A 17,853-nucleotide genomic window follows, 5' to 3' on the forward strand; every position below is an offset into this window, starting at 1 on the left:
ATGGTTTCGTTTTTCCTTTGGCTAATCTGGGGAACATGTCTTCAAACGGCTTATAGTGCATACGCACACATTAGGGTTCAGGTGTTCGCGTATCAATGCTCGGAACTGAATCAGTTTGTTGTCTTGTGGTTACCTTTCGGACAGCTTTCTCGTCATGCGGAAGAGTTCACTTCGCAGATGCGTTGCCTGCTGCCGCCCAAAGCTACGTTCGAAGCTGGCCTGTGCAGCCGTCCAGTGAGCGGCGGCTTCGTCGAGCTTCGCAGACCCTCTGCTGGTGAGTCCGACGCGCAGTCGCCGATTGCTTTGCCCGTCGGCAGGAGCGACCACGAAGCCACGCCGGAGCAACGGTTTCAGCGCCCGAACGAGAGTCGTTCGGTCCATCACCATTGCGTTGGCCAGTTCCGCCATCGTCAACTTCGGACGACGCCGCAGCGTCCTGAGAATGCTGAACTGCGTGGGCGTGATGCTGGCCTCCGACAGATGACGCTCGTAAAGCTTCGAAATGTGTCGGGAGGCCTGGCGAAGGGCGAAGCAATCGTCGTCCGTAAGATCATTTGAGTGCATACGCACAGATTAATGCAACGGCCGCCGGGAATCGATACGGGCAGGAGTATCAGTTTGTTGTCGTTGCGCGCACCAATGGCGCGTTTCAGCGTCTTTTGCCGGACTACCGCGATGCCGCGGGCGTCGCGAAGAAGGAGGCCGCGTAGTCGATGAATGCGCGCACCTTGGCCGGCAGCAGTGTGCGGTTGCTGTAAGCCAGCCGGATTTCAATGCTTTCGTCGACAAGCTGGAAATCGGTGAGCAGGCGGATGAGTTTTCCCGAGGCTAGTTCGTTCTCTATCAGGTCTGCGGGCACCACGCCAATTCCGAAGCCCTGCAGCACCATTTCGCGGTTGAAGGTGGGGCTGTTCGACGAAACCTCGAAACGAAACGGAATGCTCAGCTCCTGCTCGCCGTCCCGGAAGTTGAGGCAGGGGCGGCGAATCGACGGCGACATCGCCACGAAAAGATGATCGGCCAGGTCCGACGGATGCTGCGGTATCGACGAGGCTCGCACATACTCCGGCGTCGCGGCGATGACAAGCGGAATGCGTTCGAGCAAACGCACGACCGTCGTCTCGCTCGTTACCATGTACGGGACGACGATGCCAAGGTCGTAGCCGTCGGCAACCAGGTCGACGGGCCGCTCGGTCAGCGTCACGTCCAGCGTGACATCCGGATGAGCCCGCTTGAATCCGGCGATCAAGGGAACCAGCCGGTTTAGCGTTGCCGTCGTATGGGAGACAAGGCGCAATACGCCGCTTGCTTTTTGTGTCTGGTTTGCGACGTCCGCCTCGAGCGCATCCAGCTCGTCGAGGATGCGCACGCAACCTTTGTAAAAGCGCTCCGCCGCCTCGGTGAGGGAGATCTGCCGCGTGGTCCGGTTCAATAGCCGGCATCCCATCCGTTCCTCGAGCCCCGCGATTGCCCGCGACACGGCTGGCCGGGCCAGCCCATGAATATCCGCCGCGCGGGTGAAACTCTTCAATTCGACCACCGAGCGGAAGACACGCAGGCTTTCGACATATTCCATGGTGAGCACTCTTCGACGAACGGAAACAAAAGGGTGGACGAAAGGCCGCTTTCAAGGCCATCGGACGTTCCAGTTGCGAACCCTGTCTCACGCGTTATTGCAAAGGATATGCAACGGTTGCTCCGGCGACAGACAGCAGTCTATGCCACAGCGGCTCACGCGGTCTAAAAGCGATACCCGATACCGCCCAGATAGATGTCGCTGTCCTGGTCGTTGCTCGTCATCGCACGATTCCACGATGCCCGCACGTATCAATGCCGGTTGAAGTTATAGGCGGCCGACATCGTCAGCAACACCGAGACGTTTCCGCTGGTATCCGTGCCGTCTTTGACGCGGATTGAGAGCGACTGCACATCGCTATGGGAGGGGGACGGCGGTGGGGAAGGTGAGCCATTGCCGCGATGGAAATGGCTTGCGGTGTGTACCGGCCGCCCGGGAGCGGCCGGTCCCCCGCTTAGAACCGGTGGGTGATGCCGAGGATACCGGCGAGCTGGTGGTTGTCGGCCGAGTAAGCGCTGCCGTTGAGGTCGGCGACGGCCTTCTTGCCCGTCGAATCGATACCCGAAGCCGTCTCAAAGAAGCCGATCGCGTAGATCGAAGTGCGCTTCGACAGCGAGTAGATCGCGCCCAGGTTGAACTGGTTGTACTTCGCGCTGCCCGCATTGTCTGCACCGCTGTTGTGCGTATAGATATACGCGCCGGCCAGCAGCAGCGACGGGTTCAACTGGTACTTGAGGTTGATTTCGCCCGAGTTGAAGGTCGCGGTGCCTGTGTATTTCGTAGTGGAGATCGCGCCGATAGCGTTGACCGTACCCAGGTTCTGGAATTGCGTGTTCGAGTACAACAGGCCGACCGTTGCCGGACCGAACACGTACGAACCGCCCGCCACGATGATCTGCTGCGAACCGGCCGAAGCGTAGCCGCCGAAGATCTTGTTGTTCATGTTGTCGTTCGCGCCCGTGGCCGAAGACGACGGCGTCGACGAATTGCCCTGGTTGCCGAAGAACGAGTAGTACGGATCCTTCACGAACGTGTAGCCTGCACCGAGGCTGATCGGGCCGTTCTGATACGAAACCGCTGCGTCCCAGATCGAGTTCTGCGAGAAATTGCCCGCCACGCCGCCCAGGCTGTACAGCACGCCTGCTTGCAGACCCCTGTAGTTCGGGCTTTCGTACTTGATCGAGTTCTGGATGCGGTTCGACGTATCGACGTTGTCGACGTCGCTCGCGCGCGTGCCGTAGCCAAGACCCGAGGCAGCCCAGTCGGCGCCGGAGGCGAACGAGGCGGTCAGGTCATTGCTGACCGAGTATTGGCGACCGGCCGTAAGCGTACCCCACTGCTTGCTGCTCAAGCCGACGAATGCCTTACGGCCGAACTCCAGGCCGCCTTGAGACAGTGTGCCCGTGCCGGTGGTGAAGCCGTTTTCGAGGTCGAAGACCGCCGAGAGGCCGCCGCCCAGGTCTTCCGTGCCCTTCAGGCCCCAGCGTGACGAGGTGCCTTGCGAGAGCGCGTACTCGTGCAGGCCTTTGACGTTGTTGTTGAACAGCAAGCCCGTATCGACGATGCCGTACAGCGTCACGCTGCTTTGCGCGTGTGCGGCGCCAGCAAAGGCGCCAAGTGCGAGTAGGGCCACCGAGGTCTTTTTCATTTTCATCTGGTCTTCACTTTATTTGAGGAGGAATCTATCGCCCGCATCGCGGGCGTGACCCATTGATGCAGGTTGCTCGGCGCGCGCATCCAAAGCAATGCAAATGTAAGATTCGCGCACCGACCAGCCTGCTACAAGCAAGAACGAACTAAAGCTGCTCTCGCGATTCCCGTCAGGCTTGCGACAGGCACGCCTTCAGGCGGTGCGATGGTGTCGTCGCCAGATTAAATTTCCGTGAAAGTCGGCTGAGCAAAATTGTTTAGGGATGGAAAACTTCACAATGTCTCGTTCTTGCAACACTGAGTCGGATCTATCCAAAATTTCGTCATGTTCTTATGCGATGGTTGCGCAAACAACCGTTCGTCGCGTTGGCGAGTTCGCTCGAGTGACCGGTGCTTACGTCTGCTTACATCGAGCCAAGCCGTTCGAGATACGGCCACGGATAGATGCCGCGTGCGTGTCCATCGCTGAATATGAGCTGCGCGCCGTAACCCATCGTCTGCATATCGATCAGCGTTACATCGGACGAGACGCTCACGGTCCGCCCATCGAGTCTGACGCGGCGGCATTCGGCACACGCACAGGCGAGCCGCAACTGCGCGTGCGTAATTTGCTGCTCGCGCCCGTCTGGCCAACGGAACGCAAGCATGCGGGTGGCGGCGTCGGTGGCGATCTCGCGGGGGATCTTCATGGGGCCGCGCTTTCCACCTGCTGCAAGGCGATGCGCACCGCCTTGCGCACGTCGGGGTCCCGATCGTCGAGCGCATTGCGCAGCGCCTGCAAGGTGCTGGGATCGCGCAATTCTCCAAGCGCGAGCGCGGCTTCCTTGCGCAGGTTGCTGATCGCGTGTGTGAGCAGGGCCGCGACAGCCTGGGCGGCGCCGGCGTCCCCGGTCTGGCCAAGCGCGCGCACGGCGCGCAGACGGACCTGCCAGTAGTCGTCGTCGAGCGCGGCAACGAGCGCGGTGCGGGCGACCGGCGCGCGCAGCTTGCCGAGCGTGGTGGCCGCCTCCTCGCGTACTTTCCAGGTGTGGTCGCGCAATGCGTCGAGCAGTGCGGCCGTGGCAATGGCGTGTGTGGCGGGTGCGAATCCGAGTGAGCCGACTGCAGCGCGTCTCACGTCGGGCTCGGCGTCACCGGTTGCCAGCGCAGCAAGCGGCGCCAACGCACGCGTGTCCTTCAGCCAGCCCAGCACCGCGACCGCTTCCAGGCGCACGCCCGGTGTCGTATCGGCGAGCGCCTGTAGCGCTGGCTCGAATGCATCCGCAAAGCGCAGTTCACGCAGCGCTCTCAAGATGGCCGCTCGGACGAACGGCTCGGGCCGCTCGACCCAGCGGCGCAGCACCGTTCCAGACGCGGGATCCTTGAGTTCGCTCAGACTCTGCGCGGCTGCGGCGCCGACCTCGGCGTCAGGATCGAGGAGCGCGCCGCACAGCGCTTCCACGATCTCGTCACGTTCCCATGACGCCAGCACGCGCGCCGCTTCGCGCCTGACCTCGGGCGCGGGGTCGTCGTGCAGTGCTGCGACAAGCGCAGGTAACAGGCCAGCATCCTCGAGATCCGCGATATCCAGCAATGCTATGCGTCGTACCGCGGCGTCTTCGTCGGCAAGGCGCGCGAGCAACGCTGTGATCTCTGAATCGAATCCGTCCGGGTGAGGGGCGGCGATAGGCGGCACGGTCATTTGAATGCTCATGGGTCGGGTTTGCGTGACGGACTTCGAAATAAGGCGTCGTGGCTCGGCTCGTGCCTATCGCGCAGCGATACGCAACGGAACGGTTGCCGCGCCGCGGCGTGAACAGGCCCTAGCGCAACAGGTACGGAATGTCCACCTTGACTGCCCCGGTTGGGCAGTCTCGCTCGCACGGCATGCAGTACCAGCACTCGTCGAACTGCATATAGGCCTTGCCTTTGCTCATGTCGATGGCAAGCAGGTCGAGCGGGCAGACGTCGACACACACGGTGCAGCCCTTGTCGGCAATGCACAGGTTCTCGTCGATCGTGACGGGGGCGCTGCTGCGCTGAAAGATTTCGTGTGGGGTATAGGACATGGTGGCCCTTGGTCAAATGGCAGCGGCAGGCGCGCCGGATTCGCGGATGCGCAGGTTCTGGTAAGCGCCGCGTTCGTCTTCGGCAAGCGGCACGATGTAAGGATCGACGGCGCGCTTCTCGCTGGTCATGCGGCCATGCTCGTCCTTGCGCAGATGCGTATGGCAGAACCATTGCGCGTCGTCGCGCTGCGGATAGTCAACCCGATGGTGGTACAGACCCCAACGGCTTTCGGTGCGGAACAACGAGGCGCGCGCCGCCATTTCCGCGCAGTCGCGGATCGCGCGAACTTCCGCCGCGCGCATCAGTTCGTGGGGATTGACTGCCTTGATCGCGTCGATGTCGTCGGCGATTTCCGCAAAGCGCTGCAAGCCGATCTCCATCTTGCGTGTGACCTTCGGCGGTTGCAGATAGTCGTTCACCATGCGCCGCAGCTTGTATTCGACCTGTGACGGCGCGTGGCCGCTGGCGCGTTCAAGTGGCGCGTAGACGCGTTCGCGTTCGGCCGCGACCTGCTGTTCGTCGACGCTCGCATGCTCGCGTCCTTGCACATATTCGGCCGCATTCTCGCCTGCAAACCAGCCATAGGTGAACGCGCCGAGCATGTAGTTGTGCGGCACGGCCGCCATATCGCCTGCTGCGTAGAGTCCCGCCACGGTGGTTTCGGCGCGCGCGTTCACATAGACGCCGGAGGCGCTATGTCCGCTGCAAAAGCCGATCTCCGAGATGTGCATTTCGACCATCTGCTGCCGGTAGTCGGTGCCGCGCCCCGCGTGGAATCGTCCGCGGCTGGGCCGTTCGTTGGTGTGCAGGATCTGTTCGATCGTCTGGATCGTTTCTTCCGCGAGATGGTCGAGCTTGAGGAACACCGGGCCATTGCCGCTTTGCAGCTCCTGATAGAACTCCCACATCATCTGACCGCTCCAGTAATCGCACTCGATGAAGCGCTCGCCTTTGCCATTTGCCGTAAAGCCGCCAAGCGGCCCGGTAACGTAGGCGCATGCCGGACCGTTGTAATCCTTGATCAGCGGATTGATCTGGAAGCATTCGAGGTTCGCAAGCGCGGCTCCCGCGTGATAGGCCATCGCGTAGCCGTCGCCGGCATTGGTCGGGTTCTCGTAGGTACCCATCAGATAGCCGGACGACGGCAAACCGAGCCGTCCCGCTGCGCCACAGGAGAGAATCACGGCCTTGGCGCGCACCACGTAGAAGTCCGCCGTGCGGCAGTCGAAACCGAGCACGCCGCAGACCCGTCCCTGCGCATCGGTGAGCAGGCGCGTGGCGACGATACGGTTCGTGATCGAGATACGCGCACGCTTCAACTGGCGGTACAGCACCTTCTTGATGTCGTGCCCTTCGGGCATCGGCAACACATACGAACCCATGTGGTGGACCTTCTTGACCGCGTAGTCGCCGGTGCCGTCCTTCTCGAACTTCACGCCCCAGCGGTCGAGCTGCTCGATCGTCGTGAAGCTGTGCTTCGCATACGCGTAGACGGCCTCCTGATCGACGATGCCGTCGTTCGCAATGGTGATCTCCCGGGTGTACTGCTCGGGCGTCGCGTGACCCGGGATGACCGCGTTGTTCAGACCGTCCATGCCCATCGAGATGGCGCCGCTGCGCTTGACGTTGGCCTTTTCGAGCAGCAGCACCTGCAAATCCGGATTGCGTTCCTTTGCCTTGACCGCGGCCATCGGTCCGGCAGTGCCGCCGCCCACCACGACGATGTCGTACTCCAGTACATGCGTATTCATTGCGTTGTCCTTGCGTTGCGGCGCTGTTTCTGACGATCGGTGCGCAGCCGGTATTGGAACGCGTCGCCGCGGAAGTAGAGATATTCATAATCGATGGGCGTGCCGGAAGCATCGTGCGTGAGGCGCTCGATGCGCAGCACCGGACTGCCTTCTTCGACGTTCAGCGCAGCGGCGATGTCGTCGTCAGCGAGAATCGCATCGATGGCGATGTCGGCGTGACCGAGCGGCACGCCGCAGTCGTTCTCGAGAATCAGGAAGATGTCGCGAGTCGCGAGATCCGCGTTGGCGAGGCGTTTGCCGAATGCCTCCGGGACCCACGTGAGTTCGAGCGAGACCGGCTCGCGATTCAGCAAGCGTATGCGATGGATTTCGGTAACCGGCGCGCCCTCGGCAAGCTTGAGCCTGGCTGCGACGTGACGGTCGGCCTTGACGGTACGAAAGCTGCGCAACTGATTGGCGATCTCGTACCCCATCGACTCCATGGCCTCCGCAAATCCCTGCAGCGACGTCACGTTCTGGAAGGCCTTGGGCTTCGATACGAAGGTGCCTTTGCCGTGCAGCTTGAACAGCAAGCCCTCCTTTTGCAGATCGCCAAGCGCCTGACGGACGGTAATGCGGCTGACCTCGAACATCGCGCACAGTTCGTGTTCCGACGGCATCTGGCTGTGCGGCGCGTAGGTGCCGTCGAGAATCCGCGTGCGCAACGCGTCCTTGATCTGCGCGTAAAGCGGCTGCGGTGAGAGCGGCACGAGATTCGTTTTCGGCATGGTCAACTTGTAATGACAAGATCGAAGCGGAGTGTAGTGACCGGGCCAAACGGGGCAAACGAATAAATTGTGCTATCGATTTTCTGTTTTGCGGACAGCGACCGAGGCGGCGTCGTCATGCCTTGCCGCTCGAGCCTCCACGCGGATGCTTCTTTAGAAATCAGAATTTATTGGTTTTGCTTTGGATAGCGGACTCGCATAGTTCGTTTTGATGGCTATAGGCGGTGACGCTGATGGTTTTTGCGGCGCCCGGCCAGCATCACCGTTCGGTAGGAAACCGAACGGCGACGACAGATGAGCAAGGAGACGTCATGACAGTTGAATTGGCAGAGCAGACCACCCACGCGGCGCTGGTAGCGGCACGCGAAGCCGCCGTCGCTGCGGGTTTGCCCTACGCGGGCGGTATTTCTTCGCAGGACGCGTGGGCGCTGTTTTCAGCAGGCGAGGCGGTGCTGGTCGACGTGCGTTCTGCAGAGGAGCGCAAGTTCGTCGGTTACGTGCCGGGCAGCGTGCATGTCGCGTGGGCGAGCGGCACCAGCCTTACCCGCAATCCACGCTTTGCGCGCGAGCTGGAAGCGAAGACCGGCAAGGATGCAGTGGTGCTGCTGCTGTGCCGCAGCGGCAACCGTTCGGCGCTCGCCGCCGAAGCGGCGGCCAAGGCCGGCTTGACCCAGGTTTTCAATGTACTGGAAGGATTCGAAGGCGACCTGGACGCGCAGCAGCAGCGCGGCCGGCATAACGGCTGGCGTTTTCACGGCTTGCCGTGGGTGCAGGATTAAGCGGTTTCAACCTCAGGACGGGGAGCACTGACCTTGGCCGTATTTGACATTGACGATATCGTTCGCTCGCTTCAAACCGTGCGTCAGCAATGGCGCGATGAGCAAAAGCGCTCGCTCGAGCCTGGCGGGCGCGACCTGCCGGCGCGCGAGGCGATGGCCAGTGTGATCGACACCCTCAAGGGCGTGCTGTTTCCGATGCGGCTCGGGCCGCCCGACCTGCGTCAGGAAAGCGAGAACTTCTATGTTGCGAATGCGCTGGATGCGGCGCTTCATGCGCTACTCGCTCAGGCACGGCTCGAGTTGAACTACAAGGCGCGCCATCACACGCGCGCCGACGAGTTTATCGAGGCGCAGGCCAGTGCCGCGGTGCGCAAGTTTGCTGCGCGCCTGCCGGAGATCCGCAGTCTGCTGGACAGCGACGTGCTGGCCGCCTTCCATGGCGATCCGGCAGCGGGCAGCGTCGACGAAGTGGTGCTGTGCTACCCCGGCATTCTGGCGATGATTCATCATCGGCTCGCGCACGAGTTGTACCGGCTGGGGCTGCCCTTGCTGGCACGCATCGTCTCCGAACAGGCGCATGCGGAGACCGGCATCGACATTCATCCGGGGGCGCAGATCGGCGCCGGATTCTTTATCGATCACGGCACCGGTGTGGTGATCGGCGAGACCGCCGTGATCGGCCGGCGCGTGCGCCTCTATCAGGCGGTGACGCTCGGCGCCAAGCGCTTTCCGCGCGATGCCGCGGGTCATCTGGAGAAGGGGCTCGCCCGTCATCCGATCGTCGAGGACGATGTGGTGATCTATGCGGGCGCAACGATTCTCGGCCGGGTCACGCTTGGGCGTGGCTCGGTGATCGGCGGCAATGTGTGGCTCACCGAGGATGTCGCGCCGGGCAGCCACGTGACCCAGGCCGTCTCGCGTAATGAAGCGAAGCAGCCGGCGCCGGGCAACGCGGCGCAGCACGCACGAGCGGCGCCGGCGGCGCTGCTGCCGCTCGAAGTCTCCACTGCCGCGGAGAGCGCCGCACCATGAGCACGCTCGTCAAAAACTTCGGCGCGGCAGTGCGCGAGTTGCGCGAGGCGCGCGCCTGGTCGCAGGAGCAGCTCGCCGAGCATGCTGGCCTGAACCGCTCCTATGTCGGTGAAATCGAGCGCGGCAGTGCGATTGCTTCGATCGTCACGGTCGACAAACTCGCGGCAGCCTTCGGAGTGCCGATCGCGAGCCTGCTGCGCTCGTCGTTTGGCGGCAACGCCGTTTCTGCACCAACCGTCACACCGGCTGCAGCAGCACATCCTGTCTTGTCGACCACGCCGTAAACGTCCAACTGACGTCTATAGCATGTTGAATACGGTCGGGCCCCGTCTTGATAATGACGTCTCGTCATAAGCTTTTCTGCTTTTCTTCTATCAAACCCGGAGCCACATATGTCGACCATAGCGAGCGGCCATACGGCGCTTAGCGATAACGCCGCACGGCAACTAGCCAACGCCACCAAGACCGTTCCCCAACTTGCGACGATCACGCCGCGCTGGTTGACGCATCTGCTCCAGTGGGTGCCGGTCGAAGCGGGGATCTACCGCCTGAATCAGGTCAAGAATCCGGACGCCGTGCGGGCTGCCTGCACGCAGCGCGAGGACGAGACGGTGTTGCCGCGCACTTTCGTGCCGTATGAAGAGCAGCCGCGCGAGTACTTCCTGAATGCGGTGAGCACGGTGCTCGATGTGCACACGCGGATTTCCGACCTGTACAGCAGCCCGCATGACCAGATCAAGGAACAACTGCGTCTGACGATCGAAACGATCAAGGAATTGCAGGAAAGCCAGTTGATCAACAATCCTGACTATGGCTTGCTCGCCAATGTCGCCGAAGAACAGCGCGTGTTTCCGCTGACCGGCGCGCCGACGCCGGACGATCTGGATGAACTGTTGACCAAGGTGTGGAAAGAGCCGGCGTTCTTCCTGACCCATCCGCTCGCGATTGCGGCCTTTGGCCGCGAATGTACGCGCCGTGGCGTGCCGCCGCCCACCGTCAGCCTGTTCGGCTCGCAGTTCCTGACCTGGCGCGGGATTCCGCTGGTGCCGTCCGACAAGGTGCCGGTTGCCGACGGCAAGACCAAGATCCTGCTGCTGCGTGTCGGCGATAAGCGCCAGGGGGTGGTCGGCCTGTTTCAGCCGGGTGTCGCCGGCGAACAGGGGCCGGGGTTGTCGGTGCGTTTCATGGGCATCAACAGTCATGCAATCGCGTCCTATCTGATTTCCCTGTACTGCTCGCTGGCGGTGCATTCGCCGGACGCGCTGGCGGTTCTCGATGACGTGGAGATCGGCAAGTATCATGACTATCCAGACACCTACAAGTAATCCGGCTGGCGTTGGCGTGCCGCACGATGTTGCGCAGACGCTGCCGGCCGGCTTGCCCGATCCGGCGACGCTCGCGCGTCTGGCCGGCGAGTTTTTCGCCGCGCTGCCGGGTGGCGGGGTGTCTGCCGGTTTGCCCGCGGGCCATCTGAACGACGCGGCTTCAGCCACATCGTCCGCCTCGTTTGCGTCGGCACTGCCGGTGGCGGCGCCTGTGCTGTCCACCGCGAGTAATCCAGCTCCGGCGGGTTCGCCGCTTGCGGGTCCGGGCGGTTTCGGCACTGGTGTGCCGGGGGCGGCGCTGCCGCAGGGCAAGGTGGCCGGCGCTAATCTGCTGCCGTCCGCGCCGACGCATGTGCTGTCGCTCGGCAACCGTGTGCCTGCGCTGGTGCCGCATGCCGCTGCGCAAAATGGCTTGCCGGATAGCGCGGTGACGATTGCCCCAGCGCTCGAGCCGCGCTTCGGTGGCGCGGCATTGGGCGTGCCGGAAGGGCATGGTGCGCAACGTCCGTCGGCGGGAGGGGCCTCAAGCGGGGTTGCAGGCGCACCGGCCACGGTGTCGCCGTATTACTTCCTTGACGAGCAGGCCGATACCCGGCGCAGTGCAGGCCCGGGGCATCAGGATATCGTCGTGCCGCACAGCGATCCGGTCACGGCGCAATCGTTCGGGCTGCCAGGCGAAGAGGATCTGCGTTCGCTGCTTTCGGTGCAGCGTTTTCCCTACGATGCCGCTGCCGAGCGCAGCAGTGCTTCACGTTACTTCGTCGATGAAGCGCGGCAGCCCCGCGATGCGGCGAGTGCCTCGCACGGCGTGCCGAACGCAGCCGCCTCCGCTCATCCACCGTTCGACGTCAATGCCATCCGGCGTGACTTTCCGATTCTCTCGGAGCGCGTGAACGGTCGGCAACTGGTGTGGTTCGACAACGCGGCGACGACCCACAAACCGCAGGCCGTGATCGACCGTCTGGCGTATTTCTACGCCCACGAGAACTCGAACATCCATCGTGCCGCCCATGCATTGGCGGGCCGCGCAACGGATGCCTACGAGGCGGCGCGCAGCAAGGTGCAGCGTTTCATCGGCGCGGCCTCGCCCGACGAAATCATCTTTGTGCGCGGCACGACCGAGGCGATCAATCTGATTGCCAAGTCCTGGGGCGTGCAGAACGTCGGCGAGGGCGATGAAATCATCGTCTCGAACCTCGAGCATCACGCGAACATCGTGCCGTGGCAGCAGCTTGCCGCGCAAACCGGGGCGAAGCTGCGCGTGATTCCGGTCGACGATTCCGGCCAGGTGCTGCTCGACGAATACCGCAAGCTGTTGAACGAGCGCACCAGGATCGTCTCGGTTACGCAGGTCTCGAATGCGCTTGGAACCGTCGTGCCGGTCAAGGAGATCGTCGAGATGGCGCACCGCGCCGGCGCGAAAGCGCTGGTCGACGGCGCGCAGTCCGTGTCGCACATGCGCGTGGATGTGCAGGCGATCGATGCGGACTTCTTCGTGTTTTCGGGCCACAAGGTGTTCGGGCCGACCGGTATCGGCGTGGTGTACGGCAAGCGCGCGATTCTCGACGACATGCCGCCGTGGCAGGGCGGCGGCAACATGATCGCCGACGTGACCTTCGAGCGCACCGTGTTCCAGCCGCCGCCGAACCGTTTCGAAGCCGGGACGGGCAACATCGCGGACGCGGTGGGGCTCGGTGCGGCAATCGACTACGTGAACCGCGTGGGCATCGAGAACATCGCGCGCTACGAACACGATCTGCTCGCCTATGCGACGAGCGTGCTGCAGCCTGTGCCGGGCGTGCGTCTCATCGGGACTGCGAAGGATAAGGCGAGCGTGCTGTCGTTCGTGTTGAAGGGCTATGAGACGGAAGAGGTCGGGCAGGCGCTCAACGAAGAGGGCATCGCGGTGCGCTCGGGGCATCACTGTGCCCAGCCTATCCTGAGGCGTTTCGGCGTCGAGGCGACCGTACGGCCGTCGCTGGCGTTCTATAACACCTGCGACGAGGTCGACGCGCTCGTCTCGGTGGTGCGGCGTTTGTCGGCGCGCCGTTAAGGCGCTAGCCAGGCGTGGCAACAGTAGCGGTCGCGGGAGAAGGGCCCTCGTGCATGGACCATCGGTCCGTTGCGCGAGGGCTCTTTGTCATTGAGCGGCGCTTGCGGCCTCCGCTTGCGCCGTAACTTGAGGACGATGTTCAGCCTGCGTGGTTGCGGTGACGGGCGCCTGCGCAGTACGCAACAGGGCCAGCAGGCGGGCGCTTAGCGTACTGGTCTGGCTGGCGATCTCGATGACCGTGCCAGGTTCGATGATCGTGCCGCGCAACGCCGCGCCGAGCACCGACAGGTGTGGCGACACCGTGCCGTCGGCGGCAACGGCGGCCAGTGCACTATCGGCCTTGATGCCAAGACCAACCGGCCCCGTCTGCACGAGCCCGCGCGCAAACAGATTGCGCACAAGGCGCTGCTCGCTGCCCGCATGCCAACGGTAGTCGGGCCCGGTGCAATTGATGACCCCATAAGTCAGGACCGTGCGCTCTTCATCGCTGCCGCGCAACCGGTAGCGCACCTGCACGCCGCCCTCGGGCGACTCGGCAAGATCGATGACGGTGGCCGCCTCGATGCTCAACCGGCCGCTCGCGCGCAGCGCCGCGACCAGCGCCGCACTGACCGGCGGCGCCCGATGCAGAAACACGTCCCAATGTGGCCGCACGTGCCGGAAAAAGCGCCGCTGGTCCGTCAAAGCGGCGCTGCGCCACCACTCGGCGGTGTAGGACCTGAGCGCGCCGGGCAGCGCTTGCCAGTCACCGCCGTGCGCGACGATGGAGCGTGCTTTGGCGCGCAGTTCACGCACGACCTGCCGCAAGCTGCGAGGCGGCCCCTCGCTGCCGAACGGATCGGCCGCCGGCGCGGGATTGCGCCGCTCGACGGGCGTCAGGCCGTGCCGCGCCAGCACGCGGTAGGTGCCGCGATAGCCGAGCTTGTCGAGCGAAACGACGGCGTCGATCATCGTCAGGCTCGCCCCTACCAGCACGAGGTTGTCTGCATCGACGAGCGCCGCGAGCTGCCGACGGTCCCACACGTCAGCCACATAGCGTCCCGCTTGCGTGAGCTTGCCGCTCGGGTCGAAGGGCGGGCGTGACTGGAATAAGCCGAGCGCGAGCACCACGTGATCGGCGAGCAGCACACGGCCGGCATCGAGCGCAAGTGCGATGGCGCGGCCGGTGACGTCGATATCTTCGACACGCGCCTCTACATGTTCGAAGGTGACGTCTTGCGCCGCTTGCTGGCGGGCGCGCCGCAATTCTTCGTTCACGTAGTCGCCATAACGCCAGCGCGGTGCGAAGGCTTGAGCGACGGCCTCACGGGACTGGCCGGCAAATTCGGGTTGCGCCGCGAGCCAGTCGACAAAATGTTCCGGCTGGTCGGGGTACAAGCTGAAGATCAGGGCGGGGCCGTTCACCAGATGGCCGGGCTCCTCGGTCGAATAGGCTAGGCCGCGGCCTAGTTGCGCGGCCGGCTCGACAAGACGGATCGCAAGCGCTTGCCGCGCTTCGCGCAGCAGCTTGATGGCGAGCGCCGTACCGGAAAGGCCGCCACCGACGATGACGATCTGTTGCGCTCCGCCATGATGAGCGACCATGGTGTTCCCCTGTGAATGCTCCGGCGGCCATCGCCGGAACGACAGGAAATGGTAGAGGGCGGCCCTTTATGGCAGAAACGACAAATCGTGATAACGATTTGCGTATTGATGGTTATGGCTGCTTGAGTGAGAAATTGGGTGTTATTGCAGCCGGGCTCGTTTTGGCAGCTTGGCTGGTTTGATCGGCCGGAAGAAGGGCGAGTGAACGGTTTCGGGTGGCCGCAATTGTGCCGCCAAAAAGGCAACTAACGGTCAAGCTCGCCAGCGCCCGCCCAATCCGCGCTGACCCGCTCTCGAGTAAGTGGACGCTCCGCCGCGCGGCTAACGCTAGCTATAAGCGAGCCGCAGCTAGGCAGGGGATCTGGCCAATAGGTCACTCAGCGCTTGCCGTCAAGCAAATCGCCGAGCAATTCGTCGAACGCAGCCTGCGCGTCTTCCAGTTCCTGCAGTGCCGCATCGAAAGTCTGCAGGGCAAATTGCGAGGGCCGGCCTTCGCCGGCGGGCGGAAATTGCGCTTGCAGCGACGTGAACGCCGCCTGCACGCGTTGTGTGGCCGCCAGCACGCGCTCCATGGCGCGCGATTCTTCGGCTCGCGCCTGTTCGTGATTCATCGATAACACTCCGTGGTTCATCCGGCGCCTTCGCCGTGCCGGTCACTATGCCATGACTGGCGTCCTGCGCATGCACCGGGCAAGGGGATCAGATCAGCGGCAAGCCGCCGTTCGCCTTGACCTCGCGCAGCGACAACGCCGATTCCACCGAGGTCACGCCCGGCAGGCTGCGCATCTCGTCGCGCATGAAGGTGCCGTAGTCGTCCAGATCGCGCGCGACGACCTGCAGCACGTAATCCGCACTACCCGAGACGTTATGGCACGAGAGGATGCGCGGGATGGCCTGCACTTCGCGCTCGAAGCGGGTGGCCACCGCCCGGTCGTGCACCGCAAAGCGCACATAAACGAACGCGACCACGCCAAAACCGAGCGCGGAACGCGACAACATGGCCCGGTACTGATCGATGTAACCGTCGTTTTCGAGGCGCTTGAGGCGCCGCGCGCAAGGGGTTTCGCTCAGGCCGACAATCTCCGCCAGACGGGCATTCGACATGCGCCCATCGTTCTGCAGCGCGGCAAGGATGGCACGGTCGACTTTGTCGAGGTCATTCATCGTAAGGGGAAAATGTTATCAGAGGCGGATATGGTAGCGCATTCCCCTAATCGCTCTGTTATTTCCTACGCAACTCGCCAGAAATCCCTCGCGCTCCAATAGCAAGATAGAGCCCTTATCAACGTGAGGTTTACATGATTTCCGCGCATCTCCTGATCGTCTATATTGCCGCGTTGTTCGTCGTCTACGCCGTGCCTGGACCGGACATGGCGCTTTTGCTGCAGACGAGCATTGGGCGCGGCGCCCGCACGGGTTTTGCCACCGCCGCTGGCCTTGGAATTGCACGGGCGACGCACGTGACCTTGTCGGCTTGCGGCGTGGCCGCATTGCTGCGCAACGCGCCGTGGCTCTATGAAGTGGTTCGCTACGGCGGCGCGGTGTACCTGGCATGGGTCGCGGTGCAGATCTTCCGCTCGCCGGTTTTTGCCTTGCCGGCAGGCGGCGCCATGGCGGCCGAAGCGCGGCCGTTGCGCAGCGCATTCGTCAAAGGGCTGTTGACCAACCTGCTCAACCCGAAGGCGCTGCTGTTCTGCTCGGTGCTGCTGCCGCAGTTCGTGCGCCCGGAGGCGGGGCCGGTCGCCTTGCAGATGGTCGAGCTCGGCGTGATCCTCGTCGCAATCGGCGCGTGTTTCGACGCCGTCTATACGATCGGCGCGGCGCGCATTGCAAACTGGATGCGCTCGCATCCCCTTGCACAGACCGTGCAGCGCTGGACCTTCTCCGCCGCCCTGATCGGCTTCGCGCTGCGCCTGTCGCTCGACTAGCCGCCGGCCGTCCCGCATGCCGGCCGCGTATTGGTGTGTCCACCAGCCAGCCGGCGTGCGAGGCCGCCATGCAATCGACTCGCCGGCGAGGTGACTGTGTTAAAAAGGCGCTGAACCCAACGGCGCCGAGCGTGCCGTGGCTCGCCCGCAATCAGCCGCCAACCCGCCCCGTCGATCAATGAAGACTTTTCTGCTGTATGTCGTTACCGCCATCGCTGAGATTCTCGGTTGCTATCTCCCCTGGCGCTGGCTGAAGGAGGGCGGCTCGGCATGGCTGCTGGTGCCGGGCGCCGTGAGCCTCGCCGTCTTCGCTTGGCTCCTGACGCTGCATGGCGCGGCAGCAGGCCGTGTCTATGCGGCCTACGGCGGTGTGTATGTCGCAGTGGCGATCCTGTGGCTGTGGTGGGTCGAACAGGTGCGCCCGACGGTCTGGGATCTGGCGGGCGTCGTCTTCACGCTGACTGGAATGGGGATAATTGCATTCCAGCCGCGTGTCTGAGCGCGGCTGCGAGAGCCGCCCAAGGGCGCGAGCGCAAGGGGCGCTCCAGACTCCGCTCGCGCTGCGCATGCCTTGCGCGTGGGTTGCGCCGGCGTTGCGCTTGTCTCCCGCTTAGCGGCCGCCGAGGTAGTCGAGCTTGCCGAGTTCGACACCGTTATGGCGCAGGATGTCGTACGCGGTGGTGACGTGGAAGTAGAAGTTCGGCAGCGCGAACTGCAGCAGGTAGGTCAGTCCCGTGAACTCGACTGGCCCGCTGCGCATCTTCAGCGTGACCGCGCGTTCTTCCGAACCGTCGATCTGCGCGGCATTGAATTCCTTCAGGTAATCAATCGTTTTCTGAATGCGGGCCTGCAGGTCTTCGAACGTTACCTCGACGTCGTCGTACTTGGGCGGCTCCATGCCGGCGAGGCGCGCGGCGCAACCCTTGGCCGTATCCGTCGTGATGTAGACCTGCCGCACGAGCGGCAGCATGTCCGGGAAAAGCCGTGCGCTAATGAACACGGACGGGTCGATCTGCTTTTCGGCGGCATGGGCTTCGGCCTTGCCGAGGATGGCTTGCAGGCAGGTCAGGCCGCGCACCAGTACGGGCACGGAGGCTTGATACATCGAAATGGACATGGGGCGTTCCTCTGATTCGCTTGGATTCGTGTCGGCGCGTGCAGGTTTGCGCACGGGCCAATGCAACGGCGGGTTTGCCGCTGGAGCATCATAGCGCGACATGTGTGACGCATGCATTGAGCTGGCCATCAGGACAACTGTCGGGCGCGTTGGAACTGTGTTCGAATGGATTTGTCGGACGGCTTGACGATGTCCAGCAACCAGTCACCTGCGCGGGTTGTGCCGCAACCCCGTTGTGTCAC

The 17,853-nt window shown here is 63.4% G+C and carries 19 protein-coding genes; 7 read left to right on the plus strand and 12 right to left on the minus strand.

Going from position 1 to position 17,853, the window contains the following annotated elements:
- Positions 1 to 129: 129 nt before the first annotated feature.
- The 8 genes from AC1ECK_RS08900 to AC1ECK_RS08935 all read right to left on the minus strand — a co-directional run bounded on the left by AC1ECK_RS08900 (position 130) and on the right by AC1ECK_RS08935 (position 7,793).
- Entirely contained in the window at positions 130 to 564 is a 435-nt protein-coding gene (locus AC1ECK_RS08900) for a MarR family winged helix-turn-helix transcriptional regulator (protein WP_480318041.1), read from the minus strand.
- Between the two features lie 103 nt (positions 565 to 667).
- A complete protein-coding gene (locus AC1ECK_RS08905; protein WP_480318043.1) occupies positions 668 to 1,576 on the minus strand; it encodes a LysR family transcriptional regulator in 909 nt (302 codons plus the stop codon).
- 454 nt (positions 1,577 to 2,030) lie between these two features.
- A complete protein-coding gene (locus AC1ECK_RS08910; RefSeq protein ID WP_480318139.1) occupies positions 2,031 to 3,224 on the minus strand; it encodes a porin in 1,194 nt (397 codons plus the stop codon).
- Between the two features lie 406 nt (positions 3,225 to 3,630).
- Complete coding sequence (locus AC1ECK_RS08915; protein ID WP_480318045.1) at positions 3,631 to 3,915, minus strand: gamma-butyrobetaine hydroxylase-like domain-containing protein; 285 nt, start codon at positions 3,913 to 3,915, stop codon at positions 3,631 to 3,633.
- Positions 3,912 to 4,907, minus strand: a complete 996-nt coding sequence (locus AC1ECK_RS08920) for a HEAT repeat domain-containing protein (protein WP_480318141.1) — start codon at positions 4,905 to 4,907, stop codon at positions 3,912 to 3,914. The genes AC1ECK_RS08915 and AC1ECK_RS08920 overlap by 4 nt, the downstream gene beginning before the upstream one ends.
- A gap of 121 nt (positions 4,908 to 5,028) precedes the next feature.
- Positions 5,029 to 5,274 (minus strand): 4Fe-4S dicluster domain-containing protein, encoded by a 246-nt coding sequence (locus tag AC1ECK_RS08925; RefSeq protein ID WP_480318047.1) that lies wholly within the window; start codon positions 5,272 to 5,274, stop codon positions 5,029 to 5,031.
- Between the two features lie 12 nt (positions 5,275 to 5,286).
- A complete protein-coding gene (locus AC1ECK_RS08930; RefSeq protein WP_480318049.1) occupies positions 5,287 to 7,026 on the minus strand; it encodes a fumarate reductase/succinate dehydrogenase flavoprotein subunit in 1,740 nt (579 codons plus the stop codon).
- Entirely contained in the window at positions 7,023 to 7,793 is a 771-nt protein-coding gene (locus tag AC1ECK_RS08935; RefSeq protein WP_480318051.1) for a GntR family transcriptional regulator, read from the minus strand. Before AC1ECK_RS08935 ends, AC1ECK_RS08930 begins: the two co-directional genes overlap by 4 nt.
- Before the next feature lie 311 nt (positions 7,794 to 8,104).
- On the opposite strand from AC1ECK_RS08935, the gene AC1ECK_RS08940 reads away from it, so the two are divergent.
- The 5 genes from AC1ECK_RS08940 to AC1ECK_RS08960 all read left to right on the plus strand — a co-directional run bounded on the left by AC1ECK_RS08940 (position 8,105) and on the right by AC1ECK_RS08960 (position 12,982).
- Complete coding sequence (locus AC1ECK_RS08940; protein WP_480318054.1) at positions 8,105 to 8,572, plus strand: rhodanese-like domain-containing protein; 468 nt, start codon at positions 8,105 to 8,107, stop codon at positions 8,570 to 8,572.
- A gap of 33 nt (positions 8,573 to 8,605) precedes the next feature.
- Positions 8,606 to 9,604: a serine O-acetyltransferase EpsC gene (epsC, locus tag AC1ECK_RS08945; RefSeq protein WP_480318056.1), complete on the plus strand. Its 999-nt coding sequence runs from the start codon at positions 8,606 to 8,608 to the stop codon at positions 9,602 to 9,604.
- Positions 9,601 to 9,888, plus strand: coding sequence for a helix-turn-helix domain-containing protein (locus tag AC1ECK_RS08950; RefSeq protein WP_480318059.1), 288 nt, complete (start codon positions 9,601 to 9,603; stop codon positions 9,886 to 9,888). Before epsC ends, AC1ECK_RS08950 begins: the two co-directional genes overlap by 4 nt.
- Before the next feature lie 108 nt (positions 9,889 to 9,996).
- Positions 9,997 to 10,929, plus strand: coding sequence for a family 2A encapsulin nanocompartment shell protein (locus AC1ECK_RS08955; protein WP_480318060.1), 933 nt, complete (start codon positions 9,997 to 9,999; stop codon positions 10,927 to 10,929).
- The gene (locus tag AC1ECK_RS08960; RefSeq protein WP_480318062.1) at positions 10,904 to 12,982 is read left to right on the plus strand and encodes a family 2A encapsulin nanocompartment cargo protein cysteine desulfurase; all 2,079 of its coding nucleotides are present in this window, start codon (positions 10,904 to 10,906) and stop codon (positions 12,980 to 12,982) included. Before AC1ECK_RS08955 ends, AC1ECK_RS08960 begins: the two co-directional genes overlap by 26 nt.
- A gap of 87 nt (positions 12,983 to 13,069) precedes the next feature.
- On the opposite strand, the gene AC1ECK_RS08965 is transcribed toward AC1ECK_RS08960, so the two are convergent.
- The 3 genes from AC1ECK_RS08965 to AC1ECK_RS08975 all read right to left on the minus strand — a co-directional run bounded on the left by AC1ECK_RS08965 (position 13,070) and on the right by AC1ECK_RS08975 (position 15,730).
- Positions 13,070 to 14,566: an FAD/NAD(P)-binding protein gene (locus AC1ECK_RS08965; protein WP_480318064.1), complete on the minus strand. Its 1,497-nt coding sequence runs from the start codon at positions 14,564 to 14,566 to the stop codon at positions 13,070 to 13,072.
- Between the two features lie 377 nt (positions 14,567 to 14,943).
- A complete protein-coding gene (locus tag AC1ECK_RS08970) occupies positions 14,944 to 15,177 on the minus strand; it encodes a hypothetical protein (RefSeq protein WP_480318067.1) in 234 nt (77 codons plus the stop codon).
- Positions 15,178 to 15,265: 88 nt separating this feature from the next.
- Positions 15,266 to 15,730, minus strand: coding sequence for an Lrp/AsnC family transcriptional regulator (locus tag AC1ECK_RS08975; protein WP_480318069.1), 465 nt, complete (start codon positions 15,728 to 15,730; stop codon positions 15,266 to 15,268).
- 134 nt (positions 15,731 to 15,864) lie between these two features.
- On the opposite strand from AC1ECK_RS08975, the gene AC1ECK_RS08980 reads away from it, so the two are divergent.
- Together AC1ECK_RS08980 and AC1ECK_RS08985 are read left to right on the plus strand one after the other, a co-directional pair.
- On the plus strand, positions 15,865 to 16,494 hold the full coding sequence (locus AC1ECK_RS08980) for a LysE family translocator (protein WP_480318071.1): 630 nt from the start codon (positions 15,865 to 15,867) through the stop codon (positions 16,492 to 16,494).
- Between the two features lie 178 nt (positions 16,495 to 16,672).
- Positions 16,673 to 16,993, plus strand: coding sequence for a YnfA family protein (locus AC1ECK_RS08985; protein WP_480318073.1), 321 nt, complete (start codon positions 16,673 to 16,675; stop codon positions 16,991 to 16,993).
- A 111-nt stretch (positions 16,994 to 17,104) separates the two neighbouring features.
- On the opposite strand, the gene AC1ECK_RS08990 is transcribed toward AC1ECK_RS08985, so the two are convergent.
- Positions 17,105 to 17,611, minus strand: coding sequence for a DUF1993 domain-containing protein (locus tag AC1ECK_RS08990; RefSeq protein WP_480318075.1), 507 nt, complete (start codon positions 17,609 to 17,611; stop codon positions 17,105 to 17,107).
- Positions 17,612 to 17,853: the final 242 nt, after the last annotated feature.

The sequence above is a fragment of the Paraburkholderia sp. SSBN10T genome (genome assembly GCF_056619545.1).

Bases quoted from the DNA above. Each gene is read 5' to 3' on its own strand.
- AC1ECK_RS08900 (WP_480318041.1), bottom strand. From the start codon at position 564: ATGCACTCAAATGATCTTACGGACGACGATTGCTTCGCCCTTCGCCAG.
- AC1ECK_RS08905 (WP_480318043.1), bottom strand. From the start codon at position 1,576: ATGGAATATGTCGAAAGCCTGCGTGTCTTCCGCTCGGTGGTCGAATTG.
- AC1ECK_RS08910 (WP_480318139.1), bottom strand. From the start codon at position 3,224: ATGAAAAAGACCTCGGTGGCCCTACTCGCACTTGGCGCCTTTGCTGGC.
- AC1ECK_RS08915 (WP_480318045.1), bottom strand. From the start codon at position 3,915: ATGAAGATCCCCCGCGAGATCGCCACCGACGCCGCCACCCGCATGCTT.
- AC1ECK_RS08920 (WP_480318141.1), bottom strand. From the start codon at position 4,907: ATGACCGTGCCGCCTATCGCCGCCCCTCACCCGGACGGATTCGATTCA.
- AC1ECK_RS08925 (WP_480318047.1), bottom strand. From the start codon at position 5,274: ATGTCCTATACCCCACACGAAATCTTTCAGCGCAGCAGCGCCCCCGTC.
- AC1ECK_RS08930 (WP_480318049.1), bottom strand. From the start codon at position 7,026: ATGAATACGCATGTACTGGAGTACGACATCGTCGTGGTGGGCGGCGGC.
- AC1ECK_RS08935 (WP_480318051.1), bottom strand. From the start codon at position 7,793: ATGCCGAAAACGAATCTCGTGCCGCTCTCACCGCAGCCGCTTTACGCG.
- AC1ECK_RS08940 (WP_480318054.1), top strand. From the start codon at position 8,105: ATGACAGTTGAATTGGCAGAGCAGACCACCCACGCGGCGCTGGTAGCG.
- AC1ECK_RS08950 (WP_480318059.1), top strand. From the start codon at position 9,601: ATGAGCACGCTCGTCAAAAACTTCGGCGCGGCAGTGCGCGAGTTGCGC.
- AC1ECK_RS08955 (WP_480318060.1), top strand. From the start codon at position 9,997: ATGTCGACCATAGCGAGCGGCCATACGGCGCTTAGCGATAACGCCGCA.
- AC1ECK_RS08960 (WP_480318062.1), top strand. From the start codon at position 10,904: ATGACTATCCAGACACCTACAAGTAATCCGGCTGGCGTTGGCGTGCCG.
- AC1ECK_RS08965 (WP_480318064.1), bottom strand. From the start codon at position 14,566: ATGGTCGCTCATCATGGCGGAGCGCAACAGATCGTCATCGTCGGTGGC.
- AC1ECK_RS08970 (WP_480318067.1), bottom strand. From the start codon at position 15,177: ATGAATCACGAACAGGCGCGAGCCGAAGAATCGCGCGCCATGGAGCGC.
- AC1ECK_RS08975 (WP_480318069.1), bottom strand. From the start codon at position 15,730: ATGAATGACCTCGACAAAGTCGACCGTGCCATCCTTGCCGCGCTGCAG.
- AC1ECK_RS08980 (WP_480318071.1), top strand. From the start codon at position 15,865: ATGATTTCCGCGCATCTCCTGATCGTCTATATTGCCGCGTTGTTCGTC.
- AC1ECK_RS08985 (WP_480318073.1), top strand. From the start codon at position 16,673: ATGAAGACTTTTCTGCTGTATGTCGTTACCGCCATCGCTGAGATTCTC.
- AC1ECK_RS08990 (WP_480318075.1), bottom strand. From the start codon at position 17,611: ATGTCCATTTCGATGTATCAAGCCTCCGTGCCCGTACTGGTGCGCGGC.